Raw genomic sequence first — 17,382 nt, forward strand, 5'->3', positions numbered from 1 at the left:
ATGAATAAATACATCCTTTTGGCAATTACCGCTTTGTGCTTACAGGATATGCAGGCGCAAACAGTTGTACATCCTAGTATAAAAACAAAGACTACTTTTGCAATTGTAGTCGATCAGAAAAGTTATGATGAAGCGAAAAGTGAAATTGATGCTTATCGTACCAGTATAGAAAAAGAAGGTTTAGGTACTTACTTGCTAATTGATGATTGGAAAAGGCCCGAACCTATTCGTGAGCAACTTGTCAAATTGCATGAGAATGAGAAAACGCCTTTGGAGGGTTGCGTATTTATAGGTGACATCCCTATTCCAATGATTCGTGATGCACATCATCTATCTTCGGCTTTCAAAAGGTCTCCCAAAGCCAATTGGCAGAAATCAAGCGTTCCTTCCGACCGTTATTATGATGACTTCGGATTAAAATTTGATTATATTAAACAAGACAGTTTGATACCTGACTATCATTATATGACATTGCGTGCTGATTCTAAACAGTATATTTCACCGGATATTTATTCGGCCCGTATCCGTCCATTACATTTAGAAGGTGAGAACCGTTATCAGATGCTACGCGATTACTTAAAAAAGGCAGTTGCCGAAAAAGCAAAGCAAAATGCATTTGACCAACTGACTATGGCCCGTGGCCATGGTTACAATTCTGAAGATCCTTTGGCATGGAGCGGTGAGCAAATAGCCTTACGTGAGCAATTGCCGCAAATATTCAAATCGGGTAATACAGTGAAGTTCTATGATTTTAACATGCGCTATCCGATGAAACCATTATACTTGAACGAGATTCAGCGCGAAGGATTAGATGTCATGCTATTCCATCACCACGGTGGCCCCACCATGCAGTATATCAATGGCTATGAAAATGGTTCCGGTATTAATTTGAGTATTGAGAATGCCAAAATATTCTTGCGAAGCAAAGTGCCTTCATACGCCAAGAAACATGGGCGTGAAGCTGCTATCAAAGAATATGCCAAGCAGTATGGGGTGCCTGAAAGTTGGTGTGCGGAAGCTTTCGATGAGGAGAAAATAAAATCGGATTCCATTGTAAACCGTAATATGGATATCTATACTGAAGATATTCGTCTTTTGACTCCTAATGCGCGTTTTATATTGTTCGATGCTTGTTTCAACGGTTCTTTCCATTTGGATGACAACATTGTAGGCTCTTATATATTCAATAAGGGTAAGACCATTGCTACTATGGGATGTACGGTTAACACCATTCAAGATAAATGGCCGGATGAATTTCTCGGCTTGTTAGCTGCCGGTATGCGCATCGGGCAGTTCACTCGTTTTACCTGCTTCTTGGAAAATCATCTGATCGGTGACCCGACTTTTCACTTCACCAATAATGCCGGGCTGGATATGGACATCAACCAAGCTTTAGTTGCGCAGGAAGGAAATGTTACATTCTGGAAAAAACAGCTGAATTCCCCTATGGCTGACATGCAGGCAATGGCGCTCCGTCAATTGTCAATGGCAAATTATAGTGGTCTCGTTGAGTTGCTGAAGAAAAGTTACCACGAATCGAACTATTTCGTTGTGCGGTTGGAAGCATTACGCCTATTAGCTTTGAACTATCCGACAGAGGTTGCCGATGTATTGCAGACAGCCATGAACGACAGTTATGAACTGATCCGTCGTTATGCGGTGGAATACGTTGAAAAGAATTGCAATCCGGAATTGTTGCCGGCATGGATAGAAAGCTATTTATTACGCGGACATGAAAACCGCCATCGTTTCAGAATTTTTAGTGCTATCAACACGTTCGACCATGATATGGCTTTGAATGAATTGAAGAAACAGGCTGCCGATTGGTCTTTCTACGATTCTTCCTATGTGAATGAATTGTTAGAATACCTTCCTCGCCAAAAGAAAGGACTTGAAAGAGATTTTGCACTTATTGACAGTCCGGAAAGTACTACCAAACAGATACAAAGCGAAATAAGTAGGTTCCGAAATAAACCTATTGCTAAAGCTATTGAGCCATTACTGAACATTATAAAAAATGAAAGCCAAGAAGAAGAACTTCGCATATTGGCTGCTGAAACATTAGGCTGGTATAATTTATACTATAATAAAGCAGATATAATCAAAGAACTTAACACATTTAGAACTTCCAATCAAAAGCTAATGAACGAAGTTACCAAAACAATTAATAGGCTGAAAAGTCAAAATAGGTAGAATCATCCAAACGATGAGATAGACCGGATCCAAAGGGCGGTTCTGCCATTCCTGAGCAGCCTGGTTGACTTTGTTCGTGATGATGGAAATAGCTGATGTGGACAGTTCTATCTCATAGATTTCACGCATCTCCTCTTCTATGTCTGACACGCTCATTCCTTTGGCATATAGGGAGATAACAAGTTTTTCTTTAATATTATCGACACTATACAGGGACATTCAGTAAATGTCTATAGTATAACTCCTCAACCAGTTCCAGACACCAATCATTAAAACAGGGATATTCCTAAAATAATAAAATTTAAGGCAACTAATTCATTGCGAGTTAGTTGCCTTTTTTGTATCTTTAAGCATTCCCCCCAAAAAACGGTTTGACGGCCAAAACGGGGGTAATCTAAAATAAAAACACATGGTAAAGATACAAAAAATCTCAGAAATCGAACCTCGTTTAGGTTTTACCGAGTTCGATATGCTAAAAAAATATCGTCAAAGTTTTGCAACGAGTGAATTAGGTCGCCTCCATGCTCTGTTTCCTTTCTCGGAACTGGCCCGACAAATGCATTTGAAGTCCTCTGCTTTGGGTCGTAAAAGTTATTTTTCTCCCGAAGGTAAAATAGCCTTGATGGTCTTGAAGTCCTATACCAACTTTTCCGATGCACAACTGATTGAGCATTTAAACGGTAATATTCATTACCAGTTGTTTTGTGGTGTTCAGATTGATCCGCTTCATCCACTAACCAATCCTAAAATCGTTAGTGCAATTCGTCAGGAACTAGCGCATCGCCTTGACGTTGAGCCCCTCCAGCTCATTCTTGCCGAGCATTGGAAACCTTATCTTGAGAACCTTCATGTCTGTATGACCGATGCCACCTGTTATGAAAGTCATCTGCGTTTTCCTACTGATACCAAACTCTTATGGGAAGGTATTGTATGGCTTCATCGTCATCTGTGCAAACATTGCCAGACCTTGCACATACAACGTCCCCGTAACAAGTATCTTGATGTACGCCGTGCCTATCTTGCTTATAGCAAACTGCGTAAACGCAGGAAATCACAGACTCGTATGATTACACGAAGGTTACTTCAGTTATTGGAAAATTCAATACTGCCAACAGATAATCCAAATGATCGCCTGTCATAATATAACAGGCATTGTTCATTACATAATTGTTGGCATCATATGCAAAAGCCATTTGGTTTCCGATTATTTTCCATACAATTTTTGGCTTAGAAAAATCCTCCCAATAACTGATGCTATCTTGTGTTTCAAACCACTCGTTACTAGTTTTCTTTCGGGCTTTTATTTTTTTGCCATTAACAATATGAGTTTCTCCTGTTTGTTCTAAACGCTCTATGCCAATTGACAGAAGATAATTTTTCACCGCAGGATAACTTTCTATATCATAATGCCGCGAAGGAAATGTGGCTATAATCCACAAGTCCGCCCATTCATATTCATATCTCTTGATATCCCTGCCACGAAGAATCGGTCGTATAAGTTCAGCCGTCCGAACACGTTCATCTTCTGTTTGACAATTCGCTAGTATCTCATCACGCTTTTCGGTAGAAATGATAAAAGCATCATTGAAACCAGTTTTTATCCCATAGTTGATTTGGATGTTCCAATCCTTCAAGGGTATTCCCACAGACTCAATCTTCTGCTTGATGCTCTGTTCAATGGGAGACAATATCACCCATGGGATAGAATCTGCAAAGTTACACTTCACGCCTTGTTGCTGCACGAAATCGCTCAAATTATTCAAGCCATTCGAATCTTGTACCAAACAAGCTTGTGTGTTAAAAATATTTGCTGCTTTTTGAGATAAAAGAATATTTGCTTCTACCGTTATTGCATCGAATATTTTTATACCTGCAAAATCTACCAACATAATAGGATTGGTCTTGCTTGCGAAATAACCTCGCAAGGCTTCACCATACCCTGCACGCATCCATTTATTAGACGTGATATAGCAAAGAAAACCATTGGGAGTAAGCAGGTTCATACCCAACTCATAGAAGAGGCAGTAAATATCACCAGTGCGTGCATAAGTTATGTAACCCATGCATTCTAATACATCGGCACTCTTACCCATAGATTGTAACTGAATGTAAGGTGGATTGCCAATGATACAGTCAAATCCCAAGAAGTTGCCTTCGGCATCGAGTACTTCTGGAAACTCTATACGCCATTCGAATGCACCAAGATAAATTTTGTTGGAGCGTATTTCCTCAAATATATTTTCTAAAGTCGCAATTTCTTTCTTTAAATCGGCAATGCGCTTGTCCGACGCTTTCTTTTCCTTTTTTGTCGGTTCAAACAGTTGAGGCGCTTGTAAGTTTGCCAACTCAGAGCGGCGTTTGTTCAATCTAACCAATCGTGCATCCCGGCGGTTGATCTCTGTTTTCAGTTTCGACTTGATTTCTGTTATAAACGTTTCCAAATCCTGCTTTTCGCTTTTACTTTGGGCATTTTTATATTTAGCTACAGCCTCCTTATATTGGCTGATGCTGATACTAGACTCTCGCAGTACGGTCTGAATACTGTCTGTCAAAGCGAATCGGTGAAGCAAAGAATTTCCACATTTGATGTTAATGTCGATATTTGGTAAGGTTTCTAAATAAGTGTAATTACTTTCAGCCGTATAGTAAGCATTCTTCAACAATTCAATCCACAGTCGTAGGCGGCAAATCTTCACAGAGTTGGGGTTAATATCAACGCCAAATAAACAGTTCTCAATGATTTGACGCTTCTCCTTGAAAAGAGTTTCCTGCATGCGGCGACTTTCCGCATTGAGTGGGTTGTAAGCAAATAAATTACCTTCGGTATCGGTAACAATCAGCTCGTCATTTTCAATGGCAAGTTGATAGTCCGCTTTGCGGATACGCTTACCGGTAGCATCTACCAAAATACCTAATTCGTATTTCAAGAGTATCAGTTCATTGAGAGCAGACACAAGAAAGTGACCCGAACCAACAGCTGGATCACACAGTCGCAAACTGTTAATTAGTTCATTAGCTTCGACTATATTGTCAATATGGTTGTATAGTTCTATACGGGTGGTACAATTCCAGCCATAATAACCATTAAACTTTTGCAACACGGTCTTGGTGATTGCTTCACGGCACATGAACATAGTGATAAAGCCTGGAGTGAATACTGAACCATCCTTGTGACCATTTATTTTCTCGAATATAAGCCCTAAAACAGAAGCATTGATGAGTGTTTTAGCCTCTTCTTGCACTTCTTCACTGCCTTCGCTCGCAAAGTTATAAGCGTCGAGAAAAGCAAACAAATATTGCAGGGTGGGTAATGCGTTGACTTGTAGATTGCGTTTTTTATTTCGTAATACGCTACTCGCCAAGACAGGAAGTACCGTACGTTGTGAAAGGCTGTTTATCTTAATTGTTTTACTTTCCAAATCTGTCACCTCGAAAAGAGAACTGTTAAGATAGGGAACGTAAGCAAAATCACGCATAATGGAGTGTGTGCGGCTGCCCATGTCACGTGCAAGCACTTGGAAAAAGAGTGTGTTGAGATCATCATAGTCATGAATCTTAGTTATTGAAAGAAATTTATAGATTGCATCTCCATTGTGGTATTTCAACATCTGAGCCTCCAACAGTTTCAAGAAAAGGATACGATTCATCCAAGTAATACACAATTCCATTGCAACATTGAATAACCGTTCCTCATAATCATTCCCATACAAACGACCATTTATGTGACGCAAACAATCTTCTGCATCCAGTTGGTTAATAGTATTCTCTAGTAATGAAGCCTCGTCACGCCGTTCCACAGCTTTGCGTACAATCACGGTTTTATTATTCTCTTTGCGTTCCTCAATACCAATAATGTGTAGCAGCTCAGTGTAGAATCCACGGTTGAGCGAATTGCTGTCATTTTGGAACGATAGCTTCAAAAGATGTGTATCGCTGAATATCTTATAAAGTTCGATAAGTTTGCGTGAAGCGCTACTGTCTGTTCTATCAAGCAGGTGTTGATAGTCTTGTAAGTTGAAGTAAGTGTATTCAAGGCTATCTTTCACCTCCTCAATATAGGTTGTTGCAATTTCAGTATAGAAGAAATCGGTTTTGTTACTGGTTTTGCGTCCATCCACAAAGTCTTGAAACTCACGACGTAATTGTTTGTTCTGATAGAATTTGCGTTCAAACTCATGGGCATCAAAAATAAAGAATTCATGAATATTAGTAGCGATGAGATATTTAATATCATTGTTCTTCTTATTGACACGTTCTTTAAGATAGTATAGCAATAATTCCTGCAAAGCCTTACGATTAAGATTGTCATTAGAAATCATCTCACCTTTGTTGGTGGTACTCTTTACTTCAATCAATAACCCTATATTGGACTTGATAGTTTTATCCAATCGGATAGCCAAATCAATATCTTCTTCGGGAGCCATGTAGTATGGCTTGTAGAACGTTTCACTCAGAAAATTACGTAAATGTTCTTTTTGCGTGTGTTCTCTTTGCCCATCCACAATATTGTCTCTCAATGTGCGAAGGGCATTTTTGAATAAGTCAAAATCTGTTGTTTCAATCGCAACCTGTCTATATGCTTTGTTCAAAACTTGATTCGGTTTGAGTAGTCCCATAATGTTTGGTAAATGAGTTAATAAAATACAAAGGTAGTCTAAAAACTTGATAATAAAGAATGAACGTATTGGTTTAACGAAAGTTTGTTCTACTGCCAGCCATTATCAACAAACAATAGCAGCAGTAGATTTGACATGATTCTACTTATTATATTGTAATAGCCAGCCAAAGTAATCTTTTCACATCCGGATCTATCACAGGTTGGATAAGTTGTTAACCTGAAGGTAACCGACCTGATGGTATAGGAACAGGAAGAAGTCTGTAATCATGGCATTTACCCGGATAGAGAAGCCACATTTTTTATTGCCGGACTTCCGGCATTGCCTCATCCATGTGTGAAAAGGAGTTTTTTCTTTCACCACAACGTTCCTTTCACATACCCAAAGGGGGTAGTGGATCCAGACCTGCTTCGGCTTTCTTTTTCCTTCCCATATGACAAAAACCGACTATCCATGACTATTCCTGCCAGTGTGCCGGTCGTGCTTGCCTCTCATGGTTTCTTCCCTTATATTCGCACTGATATTTAAACGAGTTGAAAATATGGAAATATGCTACATCGAGGCCGGTGTCCTTGAGAGGATGCTGGCGCGCGCCGAGAACCTGTCCGCACGTGTGGACAGATTGTATGAGAGAAACCGCTGTAAGGAACCCGGAGAGTGACTGGACGGCCAGGATGTCTGCCTGCGCCTTGACATCTCGCCGCGTACCCTGCAGACTCTCCGCGATACCGGACGGCTGGCGTTCACCCGCCTCCAGCGCAAGTTCTATTACAAGCCCGGGGATGTGGAGAAGTTGATGGTCTACGTCGGCATCAGACGCAAGGAGAAGGAGGTGAGAGAAAGAAGGAAGAACGGAAACCTTTAAAGAGCGGAAGAGATGGAAGGCATTATCGACAAGGAGAACGAACGTGTCCGCAGGTTCTTTGCCCTGCTGGACGACATGGAGAAAAAAGTGGAACGTCTTGCCCGTGACAACCGTCCTCCCTTCAACGGGGAACGGTTCCTGACCGACAGGGAGCTTTCCGGGATGTTGAAGATCAGCCGCAGGTGCCTGCAGGATTACAGGGACCAAGGACGGATTCCCTATATCCAGCTTGGCGGGAAGATCCTGTACAGGCAGTCGGACATCGAGAGGCTGCTGGAGGAGAACTATCACCCTGCATTGGTATAATATCGTATTTAAGTTTAAGGATTGTCGCCGGAATTGCATTTACGATTCCGGCGGCAGTTTTTATTTAGCCTGCGGCTTCCTTGCCGGCCGCGGGCTTTCTTCTTTCCATCAGCCGGTTCATGTCCGAGGATATCTTCCGGTCGGTGACCTGGGCGTAGACCTGCGTGCTGTCGATGTTCGTGTGGCCCATCATCCTGGCGATGCTCTCTATCGGAATACCTGCGGTCAGTGTCAGGGTCCCGAACGAATGCCGGGCCATGTGGTAGGACAGGTTCTCTTTCATGCCTAATGCCACGCCCATTCCATGTACCTCATACCAGAGGACGTCGCGGACCGGCAGCGGGAATACCGGCCTGTCGTCATCCGTGGTGTTGTAAAGCTCCAGTATCTGTCCGGCTATGGGATGCAGCGGGATGAACGCCTCCACGTCCGTTTTGGCGCGGCGGATGCGGATATACCTTCTTCCTTCCGAAGTCGTTCCGATGTGACGGGGATGGAGAGCCCTCGTATCCGCGTAGGCCAGACCGGTCAGCGAGGAGAAGATGAACGTCCTGCGTGCCAGCTCCATCATCGGGTCGGGCAGCGGGGTTTCCATCATCCGCTTCAGTTCACTGCGGCTGATATGCCTTAGTTTAGGTGTTTCTTTCCTCTCGTATGCCACGTCCTCTATCGGATTGGCTCTTAGTATTTCCCGGTCCACGGCGATGTAGATGAGCCGGTTGAGCCAGCACAGGCAGTGGTTCACGTGTCCGTTCCTGTGTCCCAGCTCCTTCTTGAGAAAGACCTTGAACGATTCGGCGAACTCCTCGGTGATGTCCGAAAAGGCGATGTCCTTCATCCCGCGGGATTCGATGAACTGCCTGAGGTTGAGCTGGGTGGTCTTCGACTGGCGGTAGGTGGAAGTGGAGTTGATCTCCTTGGAGCGGACCCTGAGCCGTTCGCGTTCCACCTCTCCGGCCTGCAGGAGGTATTCCGGTACGGAATTGGCGCCTGACACGGTGGTCTTGAGCAGTTCGGCCGTGACCACTCCCTGGTTCCTCAGCAGGTTCCCGTACGCCTCTTCCAACCGGCTGCGGAAGGCGGCAAGGCGGTTGTTCTCCCTGGCTGTTTTGATTTCACACTTCTTGCTGTCCCAGTCCCCGGGTTTGCAATAGACGCCTGTCGTGACTGCCGATTTCTTTCCGTCGATGCTGATCCGGCAGAGGACGGCGGTCGTGCCGTCCGATTTCACCTTGTTACGGTTGATGTAGAATAAGAGCTTGAATGTACTGCGCATGATAATGATTGTTTAGGGATTAAAGGATAAGTTTCAAATCGCGGGTTGCCTCGACGAACCTGTCCATGTCCTCGAACAGCTTCTTCGGGGTTACGCGCGCGTATATCTGGGTGGTCTTTATGTTGGAGTGTCCCAGCATTTTGCAGATGGTCTCTATCGGCACTCCCTCCTCGAGCGTGACCAGCGAGGCGAAAGAATGCCGTCCCATGTGGTAGACAAGGTCCTGGCTCAGCCCTGCCATCAGGCGCAGGGATTTCATATTGGCCCTGAGCGTGTGGTAGTCCTGCGGCGGGAAAAGAGTCTCGCGGGTATCGTCCCGGTATTTCTCAATCAACGCGACGGCTTCCGGAAGCAGCTTGACACGTCCGAGGTAGTCGGTTTTCTTTCGCTGGTATTTCAGCCAGAGGCTGCCCTCGTCATCCCGGAAGAGGTTCTTCCGGGTGATGCTTACCGCATCGGCATAGGCGGTGCCGGTGTAACAGGCGAAGAGGAAGAGGTCCCGGGTGATGACATGTGACCTGCGTTTTTCCGGTATCTCCAGATCACGCAGCTTCTCGAAATTCTCACGGCTGAGTGCTTTCGGTGTTGTCTCCTTCTGCTTGGGCAGCTTGAAGTGGCAGAAATGGTATTTCTCCGAGTGGCCCTCCTTGTAGGCGATGCGGCAGATCTTTTTCAAGATGGCCAGGTAGCCGCGAAGCGTGTCCACGGCATATCCCTTTTCCAGAAGGATGAAATCCTGATAGTCGCGGATGAACTGCTCGTTGAGCTGCCCGAAGACAAGGTCCGGAACCTTGAATTTCGCCTTGATGAATTCGGAAAGCGTGCGGTAGGTGAAGAGGTAGGTCGAGAGTGTGGTGAGCGCACGGTCCACACCGACACGGGCCTTCATTTCCCCGTTATGCCGGTCGAGAAGTTTGAGCAGGGTCATCTGCATGCCCGCATTGCCCTGGAACATGTCCCTGACCGCGGCGGCATCGAAATCCCTTTTTCTTTCCATGAGGGAATTGAAGGCCGAGTGTACGGCAAGCAGCAGTCTTTCTATTTTTTCATTGGTCTCCACCGCTTCCCGGCTCTTGCCGTTCAGCCGGCTCTCACGCGCGTTCCACAGCCCGGGGGTGCAGGAGAGCTTGCAGCTGAACTGCGCCATCGTGCGGTTGAGGGTGATCCGTCCCATGATCGGGGCTTTGCCGGTCTTGTCCGGCTCGCTCTTTTTCAGGTAGAGCAGCACCTTGAATTTTTCCACTTTCATAACGCTCTTTTTTAGGTTGTAAAAATACTCCTTTGAAAAGCGTCCTTTGGCATGCAAAACATTGATAAACAGTGAATACAAATCCGCTTTGTTCTTATCGGTAAAAATTCGGTTACCTGCCGTCGTTTCCGAAACAGGCGGCTAACAGTCTGGTAACTGAAACGTCGCAATATTTTGTTTTCTTTTGCAGGTCTGTCTGTTCTGCAATTCTCGCAAAATGCTTAATTATAAACGTTTTACGTTTAATTATCGTCATTCTGTTTTTTATTGCATTTCTAAATATTACTTATGCAGCGCGCCATACATGGGCTACGTTGGCTTTTCATGCAGGAATGAGTATCGGCATCATCAGCAAGGCATTGGGCCATTTCTCTATCAAGGTGACGGAAACATACCTGAAACCTTTTGAGAATGAAAAGGTGGATGCGGCCAATGAAGAACTGATAATCTCGGTCGCAGGATACAATGAAAAGAAAGTTGCATGAAAAATGCCGTCTGACAATGGCTCTGGTAAGGGAAGTGTTACTTACCAAGTAACGGATAGTTTGATTCACAAAGATTGGAATTCTTCCTCATAAATCCAAATAATAGTTTAGTTTTCTATAAAAATCTTATCATTTTATTTGTTTACCGACACAACACACGAAAAAATACATATTGTTCCGGTGTGTATTCTGAAAAACACACAAAGTGCTCCTCCATTTCTGATGCCTCAAAAACGGAATATATTTCTTTACATCATTATATGACTCCCAAAACAGCTTTTTTATTGCGGATAGAGAAGACTATCCGTTACTTGGTAAGTAACGGCTTGACAAAGCAAATTATAATGATACTTATAAAAATAAAACACTTGCTTTTTGCATCGGGAAACATGCTGCTATTGTGGGTGTTTTACAACTTCACCTTCTTCATGTTGGTCGCTTGTAGTCACCGTGAGCAGGTTTACTCCCTTGAAACTGAAATCATGATCAGTGCCGATTGGAGTCGGTCGGGATTGAATGAGAAGGAACAGGATTATGGTGCCACCACTGTATTCTATCCTACAGACGGCAGTAGTCCCCTTATGGTACTGATGGGCGACCGAACGTATAAGACTGTGTATCTGAAAGAAGGACGTTATGACGTTGTTCTCTTTAACCGTTCATTTGACGATTTTGGTAACCTGGGCTTTAGGGGAGAAGATGCCTACCGGACGTTGGAGGCACATGCCACAAATGTGGTGACAAAGGATGTCCCTTCCACGGAGATAATCATTATGGATAGTCCCGACGAACTTGCAGCCGATTGTATGGAAAGTTTTGAAGTGACTCCGGGCATGTCGGGAAACTATTCATCGGGCATGACTAACTGGGGGGGCAAAAAGATTGACGGTAGTAAAAATGGTTGCCAGCTCTGTTTCCTTCCCCAAAAACTGACTCAAAAGATAACAGTTAAAATCCGTATTAAAGGAATGAACAATATACGTAATGCCACTTGTAAATTGGATGGTATTGCAGAATCTGTGTTTCTCGCTTCGGGACAGATTTCAGAAAAGACTGTGGCGCAGGAGTTTTGTCTCGGTAATCCCGTTTATAATTCCGGATCGGCGACGGACGGAACACTAAGCGCCTCTATCAGCGTGTTTGGTTTTGATACGGAGATTTCACATAACCTGCATTTGAGAGCAGAATTGGTGGACGGGAAAACCACATTTGAAGAAAGTTTTGATGATCTGAAAATAAGCCAGTTGGAAGAAGGAGATGGAAGAATGAGCATTTTCATCGACATGACGTGCGAAAAAAAAGTACCGAATGTGAAAGTTGAAGGAAGTTCGGGTTTTGACGCCAATGTGGATGACTGGGAGGATGAAGTGAACAGTGATATAGATATTTGAGGACATAATTAATATTAATTGAAAAAATGAATAGAAGATGGGAACGAAAAGTTTATTGATGGCAATGGCAGCGCTGACGATAGCCGGTTGCTCGCAAAATGAAGTTACGGAGATAAATCCGGATGCAGACCGGACAATCGGTTTGGATGTATATACGGGAGTACAGACCAGAGGAACGGAAACCACTACGTCCACGCTGAAAGAAGCGGATGCCGGTTTCGGTATTTTTGCCTATAAAACAAGCAAGGAAGGATGGGATAGTGAGAAAGCGAGTACAACACCCGATTTTATGTATAATGAACATGCTACATGGACTTCCGGTAGTTGGGGGTATGCTTCTCTGCGTTTTTGGCCGACGAATGATGATAAAATAACTTTCTTCGCTTATGCACCTTATGAATCCAATCCGGGAGAGGGAACAGACCAAAAAATAATTTTATCGGCACAAAGTGATAAAGAGGCTCCTAAAATCACCTTTGAAGTAAAAACTTCAAATAATTGGAAAGATATGGTGGATTTAGTAACGGATTGCCGTACTACCATAAAAGACTTGACTTCTGAGAGCAATGTCGGTAACAAAGGAACAGTCCAGTTTAAATTCAGCCATGTGCTTACCCAAATAGCCAATGTCAAGGTGAAGCCGGACGTGAATCTGGGCGCTGAAACAAGAATCTTTGTAACAGGATTAAAACTGTCTCCGGGAAGTGGAATACTTTACAACAAAGCGGTTTATGATTTCGGTACTGATGCTTGGAATGCCATCTCACCTTCCGCATCCTATTTTTCGGCTGAGCAAGACCTTAGTGAGTTTGTGAATAGAACAGGTATTGACCAATGGGGGTATAAGAAGAGTGCTGTCGACGTGAGTAGTAATACCGATGCAACAGCTTTGTTCTCAGAAAAGGAAGCTCTTTATTTCATTCCTGTGAATAACCAAAACGGTACAGCCAAGGAAGGGGATTTGAGCCTAAAGATTAGTTATGATGTTGTGACAAAGGTGAATGATAGTAGTAATCTGACAAGTACTGTGACGGATAAAGAAGTCAAATTGCCGCAAGGAACTTTTAAAAAAGGGACACAGCATACTTACGTGTTGACCATCAAGATGAATGCTATCAGTATTGCTGTTGATGACAATATGACGGGATGGACCAGTAATGGGGAAAGTAACATTTAGGTAGAAGGAGTATGAAAGGAAAAGCAGAAGATATAGGGATGAAGCGGTTGTGTAGCATCCTCCTTGCATTACTTTTGTTGTTTGGAGCATGCAGTGGGGAAGAAAGTAAGAACGGACTTCCGCAGGAGAATCTTCCTATCGGCTTTTCTGGAGTTATTACAATGACGAGGGGAACCGGGAAATTTGCCACTGCCGGTGAACTTAAGAATGTGGGAGTGTTTGCATATTTTACACATGGAAAATTCAACGAGAATACTGCCATACCGAATTTTATGTATAACCAGCTTGTGGAAAAACAACAGGATGAGGGAACATGGTCTTATAGTCCGGTCAAGTTTTGGCCGGACAATTCCACCACGGATAAAATCAGTTTCTTTGCTTATGCCCCTTACGTGAATGAAGTGGAAAATGGTTACCTCTCTTTTCAGGATGAAGGAACGGCAAGCGGATTTCCGGTGTTGGGGTATACCGTTCCGATAGCTGTAAATAATCAGATAGATTTTCTTGCCGCAACTCCGGTAATGAATCAAAACAATGGTAATGTAACTTTCAAACTGCACCATACACTGACCAAGGTCAATGTCTATATAAAAAGTAATGATAATACGGAGGGAAAGTCAGTAACTTCCTTCTCGATTACGGGAATGAAGAGTGGATTGCTTACCTATTATAATCCTACAGCAGATAGTGACATAGGCTGGAAGTGGACATATCCATCGGCTGATGAAAAGGAAAACTTTACCACCGGTATAATAAGTTTTCCGGTACCGGATACAATTATAGAAGAAAAGAAACTGCTTGCAACCTTCTTTCTGCTTCCTGCCGGGGCAGGAAGTAAGTTCAATATTTCTTATCAATATACGGCCAAAGATAGTAATAATGCTCTTGTTGTTCAAACTGTCAGTATGGAAAACCAGTCTTTGCCTCTGACTGATAATTGGGCTTCGGGAAGGACCGTCAGCTATACTATAGGTATAGCACGAAAGGCAATTACTGTGATACCGGAGAACGGTCCCGTATCATGGGAAGAGAATGCTGAAACCGAGACAGTTATTGGAACGGAAGCAAAACAAGAGACTGATTGACCTGACGGGGTAATTCTGGACTTCGCAAAAAGATGCCAATCTGTTTAAAGTAAGATAATATGAAAAGATATATGAAATTTTTCACTGGAATAGTCTTTTGGGGCATCCTTTTAGTGTGTAGTGCATGCACTGACGAATACGAAGCAAACAATGGAGGTATGAAGGAGTGCTGTGAGGGAGTACCCTTTACAGTCCGGGCTATAGTCGCTGATTTTGAAGAGCTCTCCAATGCAGGAAAGTCCTCTACACGTACCTCTGTAAGGGACGAACATTTTAAAATGGAGTTTGTCGATGGTGATTCGATTGGTGTTTTTGCCATAAAGGACGGTGCTATAATGGATAATATTGATAATGCCAAATTGGTTTACAATATGTCAAGCGGCAGTTGGAATCCGGTGGGAAATGGTACACTTTATTGGTATGATGGAGTGAGTTATGTCGCTTACTATCCATATAGGAAGAATATCACAATAGATCTCTCAAAAGGTATGGACGGAGCTATTGCTTCACTGACCGGGAATGAAAAACTGCAACCTGCGAAGGACCAGTCCACAACAGAAAAGCATATTGTCAGCGATTTGTTGGTTGCCACCGGCGTACCTGCTATTGACAATTCTTCCGGAATAATCCTGAACTTGCTGTTTCAACACCAGTTTGCATTGCTTGTGTTGCAACCGCAAGTATACGTAGGTTGTTTTGCACCAGAAAAAGCAGGCTTTGTTTACCATAGGGAATCGAGGGTTTTAGGAACAGACTCGGCGGCTATTAATGTGAGTCTGAACGGTATTACTCCATATCAGATAGATTCTTTGAAATATTGTGCCATTGTTCCGCCGCAAGCAAATGCACGGGTTACCGGAAACTATATGACTACCGATGGCAGAGATGATACGAATATAAAGATAAATTATTCGGGCAGCTCCATCAGTTTTACTTCTGGAAAATGCTATACCTTGAAGGTTATTAGTCCCGTACCCGGTAAAGGAAGTATAGAAAGAAAGCTTTATCCCGGGGATTTTGTCTTTCAGAACGAAATCGATAAAAGAATAGAAGTACATCCCGGAAACGGGAAGTTGGAAGAAGATGGGAAAATCTATGATTATGAAAATGCTATCGGAATGGTAATTACTTGCGATCCGGAAAGGATGACAGACGAGAGGTGTAATAAAAAAGGATGGAATCATGCCTATGTGATGATGTTGGATAGTTTGAAAGAAGGGAATTGGGGACCGATGGATTTAATCGAAGCGGATATTGATACAATATCAATAGCTGATGTGAAGTCAAAGCATGATTTTAGCAGAATTAAGAATAACATGAACGGGTACTCTGAAACTTTACAAATGCTGGCAAATCATGAGGGTGATGCATCTTTTGTAAGCGACTGTCGTGCTTTTTATCTGGTGAAAACTTACAATAACAGCAATAAGGTGCCGGATGGGATCGAACGTAGTCCGTGGTTTCTGCCAAGCATAGGGCAATGGTTTGATGTATTGGTGAATATTTGTGGAAAATCTCCGGAAAACTTTCGGCACAATACCGGTAATGGTTTACAAGATGAAAAGTGGGGACAGGAAACGTTAGATAAATTAGAAGGACAGTTATCCAAAGTTGGTAAATCGTTACCGCAGTTTAACGTGAACTACAGACTTGGTTTCAGTTGCAGTTCTCAATATGATAAAGATAGAAGCTGGATGCTTCTCTGGCATATTGATGATCCCTTATATAAGTGGGAAAGGGTTTGCTTACAAGGATATAATAAGACTTCTGCATGGCATGTCCGGCCGTTTTTTGCATTTTAATCATTCCTTGATTAAAAATAGTCCTAATCTAAGTTTGAATTCATTATGAAAAAGTCCGGATAGCGCATTGATATTTTATGTAATTTCGTTTGTGTTCTCGAAATAGTGGAGTATCTTTGTTTTCATTTAAATATATTATGATTATGAAACTGAATACTTATCGCTTGTCTTCTTTGGAAGACCCTACTGATGAACAACTGCATGCTTTGATGGAACAAGTGGCTGTTGCGGCCCGTGAAAGTTCTCGCAAGGCAAAAAGAGAATTGGAGCGGAGAATGCAAGAGGTGAGAGAAAAATTGAAAGCATATAGAGCTAAAAATGTAAGTGATATATCCATGTGATGAACGAAAAAAATCCGACACTTTGTATAGTAGCTGGTCCGAATGGTTCGGGTAAAACTTCTACGACAGTGCAACTGCTTCATAATGAATGGGCAGAAAATAGCCTTTACATTAATCCTGATAATATAGCGCAAGAACAATATGGTGATTGGAATTCTCCCGTTGCAGTATTGAAGGCAGCAGAATTGGCGACTAAAATGCGTTATGAGTGTTTAAGGAAAAGGCAAGATTTTGTATTTGAAACAGTCTTTTCCTCAGACGAAAAACTTGCATTTGTTGAAGAAGCAAAAAAAGCAGGATTTTTTATTCGCATTTTTTTTGTCTGTACAAATAATCCTGAGATAAATGTACGGCGTATTACACAGCGCTATTTGAATGGAGGGCATGAAGTTCCCATTTCCAAAATTATTTCCCGTTATTATAAATCGTTATTGAATATAGGCAAAGCAATATCCTTGGTTGATAGGGTATATGTCTACGATAATTCAATAGAAAATCAAATTCCTCGATTATTGTTCCGCACTGTAAACGGGACCCTCTTCAAACAATATGTAGAGGAAATCCCGCAGTGGGCACAGTTCCTTATCAAATAGAGA

The 17,382-nt window shown here is 42.8% G+C and carries 13 protein-coding genes and 2 pseudogenes; 11 read left to right on the forward strand and 4 right to left on the reverse strand.

The window, feature by feature from the left end; translation table 11 throughout:
• Positions 1–2,193, forward strand: a complete 2,193-nt coding sequence (locus NQ510_RS13500; RefSeq protein ID WP_004311265.1) for a hypothetical protein — start codon at positions 1–3, stop codon at positions 2,191–2,193.
• Positions 2,194–2,196: 3 nt separating this feature from the next.
• Here the strand turns inward: NQ510_RS13500 and NQ510_RS13505 are convergent.
• Positions 2,197–2,370 (reverse strand): annotated as a pseudogene (locus NQ510_RS13505) (transposase); the annotation flags it as partial.
• A gap of 232 nt (positions 2,371–2,602) precedes the next feature.
• Here NQ510_RS13505 and NQ510_RS13510 point away from each other — a divergent pair.
• Positions 2,603–3,289: pseudogene (locus tag NQ510_RS13510) on the forward strand (transposase); the annotation flags it as partial.
• Here the strand turns inward: NQ510_RS13510 and NQ510_RS13515 are convergent.
• Complete coding sequence (locus NQ510_RS13515) at positions 3,261–6,809, reverse strand: type IIG restriction enzyme/methyltransferase (RefSeq protein ID WP_004311263.1); 3,549 nt, start codon at positions 6,807–6,809, stop codon at positions 3,261–3,263. The pseudogene NQ510_RS13510 and the gene NQ510_RS13515 overlap by 29 nt on opposite strands.
• Positions 6,810–7,470: 661 nt before the next feature.
• On the opposite strand from NQ510_RS13515, the gene NQ510_RS13520 reads away from it, so the two are divergent.
• Both NQ510_RS13520 and NQ510_RS13525 read left to right on the forward strand, forming a co-directional pair.
• Entirely contained in the window at positions 7,471–7,674 is a 204-nt protein-coding gene (locus tag NQ510_RS13520) for a helix-turn-helix domain-containing protein (RefSeq protein ID WP_032849094.1), read from the forward strand.
• Between the two features lie 12 nt (positions 7,675–7,686).
• Positions 7,687–7,980: a helix-turn-helix domain-containing protein gene (locus NQ510_RS13525; protein WP_004311261.1), complete on the forward strand. Its 294-nt coding sequence runs from the start codon at positions 7,687–7,689 to the stop codon at positions 7,978–7,980.
• A gap of 64 nt (positions 7,981–8,044) precedes the next feature.
• Here the strand turns inward: NQ510_RS13525 and NQ510_RS13530 are convergent, their stop codons facing one another.
• Positions 8,045–9,256, reverse strand: a complete 1,212-nt coding sequence (locus NQ510_RS13530; RefSeq protein ID WP_004311260.1) for a site-specific integrase — start codon at positions 9,254–9,256, stop codon at positions 8,045–8,047.
• Positions 9,257–9,275: 19 nt separating this feature from the next.
• On the reverse strand, positions 9,276–10,505 hold the full coding sequence (locus NQ510_RS13535; RefSeq protein ID WP_005829312.1) for a site-specific integrase: 1,230 nt from the start codon (positions 10,503–10,505) through the stop codon (positions 9,276–9,278).
• A gap of 314 nt (positions 10,506–10,819) precedes the next feature.
• On the opposite strand from NQ510_RS13535, the gene NQ510_RS13540 reads away from it, so the two are divergent.
• From NQ510_RS13540 to NQ510_RS13570, 7 genes are all read left to right on the forward strand, one after another.
• Positions 10,820–10,990 (forward strand): hypothetical protein, encoded by a 171-nt coding sequence (locus NQ510_RS13540; RefSeq protein ID WP_192913967.1) that lies wholly within the window; start codon positions 10,820–10,822, stop codon positions 10,988–10,990.
• 344 nt (positions 10,991–11,334) lie between these two features.
• Positions 11,335–12,381, forward strand: a complete 1,047-nt coding sequence (locus tag NQ510_RS13545) for a DUF5119 domain-containing protein (protein WP_229031950.1) — start codon at positions 11,335–11,337, stop codon at positions 12,379–12,381.
• Between the two features lie 37 nt (positions 12,382–12,418).
• On the forward strand, positions 12,419–13,558 hold the full coding sequence (locus NQ510_RS13550) for a fimbrillin family protein (protein ID WP_005829307.1): 1,140 nt from the start codon (positions 12,419–12,421) through the stop codon (positions 13,556–13,558).
• An 11-nt stretch (positions 13,559–13,569) separates the two neighbouring features.
• Positions 13,570–14,643 carry a fimbrillin family protein gene (locus NQ510_RS13555; RefSeq protein ID WP_005829305.1) on the forward strand — a complete coding sequence of 358 codons (1,074 nt, stop codon included), beginning with the start codon at positions 13,570–13,572 and terminating at the stop codon, positions 14,641–14,643.
• Between the two features lie 59 nt (positions 14,644–14,702).
• Positions 14,703–16,445 carry a fimbrillin family protein gene (locus NQ510_RS13560; protein WP_005829303.1) on the forward strand — a complete coding sequence of 581 codons (1,743 nt, stop codon included), beginning with the start codon at positions 14,703–14,705 and terminating at the stop codon, positions 16,443–16,445.
• 143 nt (positions 16,446–16,588) lie between these two features.
• Positions 16,589–16,786, forward strand: a complete 198-nt coding sequence (locus NQ510_RS13565; RefSeq protein ID WP_005836934.1) for a hypothetical protein — start codon at positions 16,589–16,591, stop codon at positions 16,784–16,786.
• Positions 16,786–17,379: a zeta toxin family protein gene (locus tag NQ510_RS13570; protein ID WP_005829300.1), complete on the forward strand. Its 594-nt coding sequence runs from the start codon at positions 16,786–16,788 to the stop codon at positions 17,377–17,379. The genes NQ510_RS13565 and NQ510_RS13570 overlap by 1 nt, the downstream gene beginning before the upstream one ends.
• Positions 17,380–17,382 lie beyond the last annotated feature (3 nt).

The organism is Bacteroides uniformis, from assembly GCF_025147485.1.
In the GTDB taxonomy this organism is placed as follows: Bacteria; Bacteroidota; Bacteroidia; order Bacteroidales; family Bacteroidaceae; genus Bacteroides; species Bacteroides uniformis.

Coding starts and splice junctions, on each gene's coding strand:
- NQ510_RS13500 (WP_004311265.1), top strand. CDS start 1: ATGAATAAATACATCCTTTTGGCAATTACCGCTTTGTGCTTACAGGAT.
- NQ510_RS13515 (WP_004311263.1), bottom strand. CDS start 6,809: ATGGGACTACTCAAACCGAATCAAGTTTTGAACAAAGCATATAGACAG.
- NQ510_RS13525 (WP_004311261.1), top strand. CDS start 7,687: ATGGAAGGCATTATCGACAAGGAGAACGAACGTGTCCGCAGGTTCTTT.
- NQ510_RS13530 (WP_004311260.1), bottom strand. CDS start 9,256: ATGCGCAGTACATTCAAGCTCTTATTCTACATCAACCGTAACAAGGTG.
- NQ510_RS13535 (WP_005829312.1), bottom strand. CDS start 10,505: ATGAAAGTGGAAAAATTCAAGGTGCTGCTCTACCTGAAAAAGAGCGAG.
- NQ510_RS13545 (WP_229031950.1), top strand. CDS start 11,335: ATGATACTTATAAAAATAAAACACTTGCTTTTTGCATCGGGAAACATG.
- NQ510_RS13550 (WP_005829307.1), top strand. CDS start 12,419: ATGGGAACGAAAAGTTTATTGATGGCAATGGCAGCGCTGACGATAGCC.
- NQ510_RS13555 (WP_005829305.1), top strand. CDS start 13,570: ATGAAAGGAAAAGCAGAAGATATAGGGATGAAGCGGTTGTGTAGCATC.
- NQ510_RS13560 (WP_005829303.1), top strand. CDS start 14,703: ATGAAAAGATATATGAAATTTTTCACTGGAATAGTCTTTTGGGGCATC.
- NQ510_RS13565 (WP_005836934.1), top strand. CDS start 16,589: ATGAAACTGAATACTTATCGCTTGTCTTCTTTGGAAGACCCTACTGAT.
- NQ510_RS13570 (WP_005829300.1), top strand. CDS start 16,786: ATGAACGAAAAAAATCCGACACTTTGTATAGTAGCTGGTCCGAATGGT.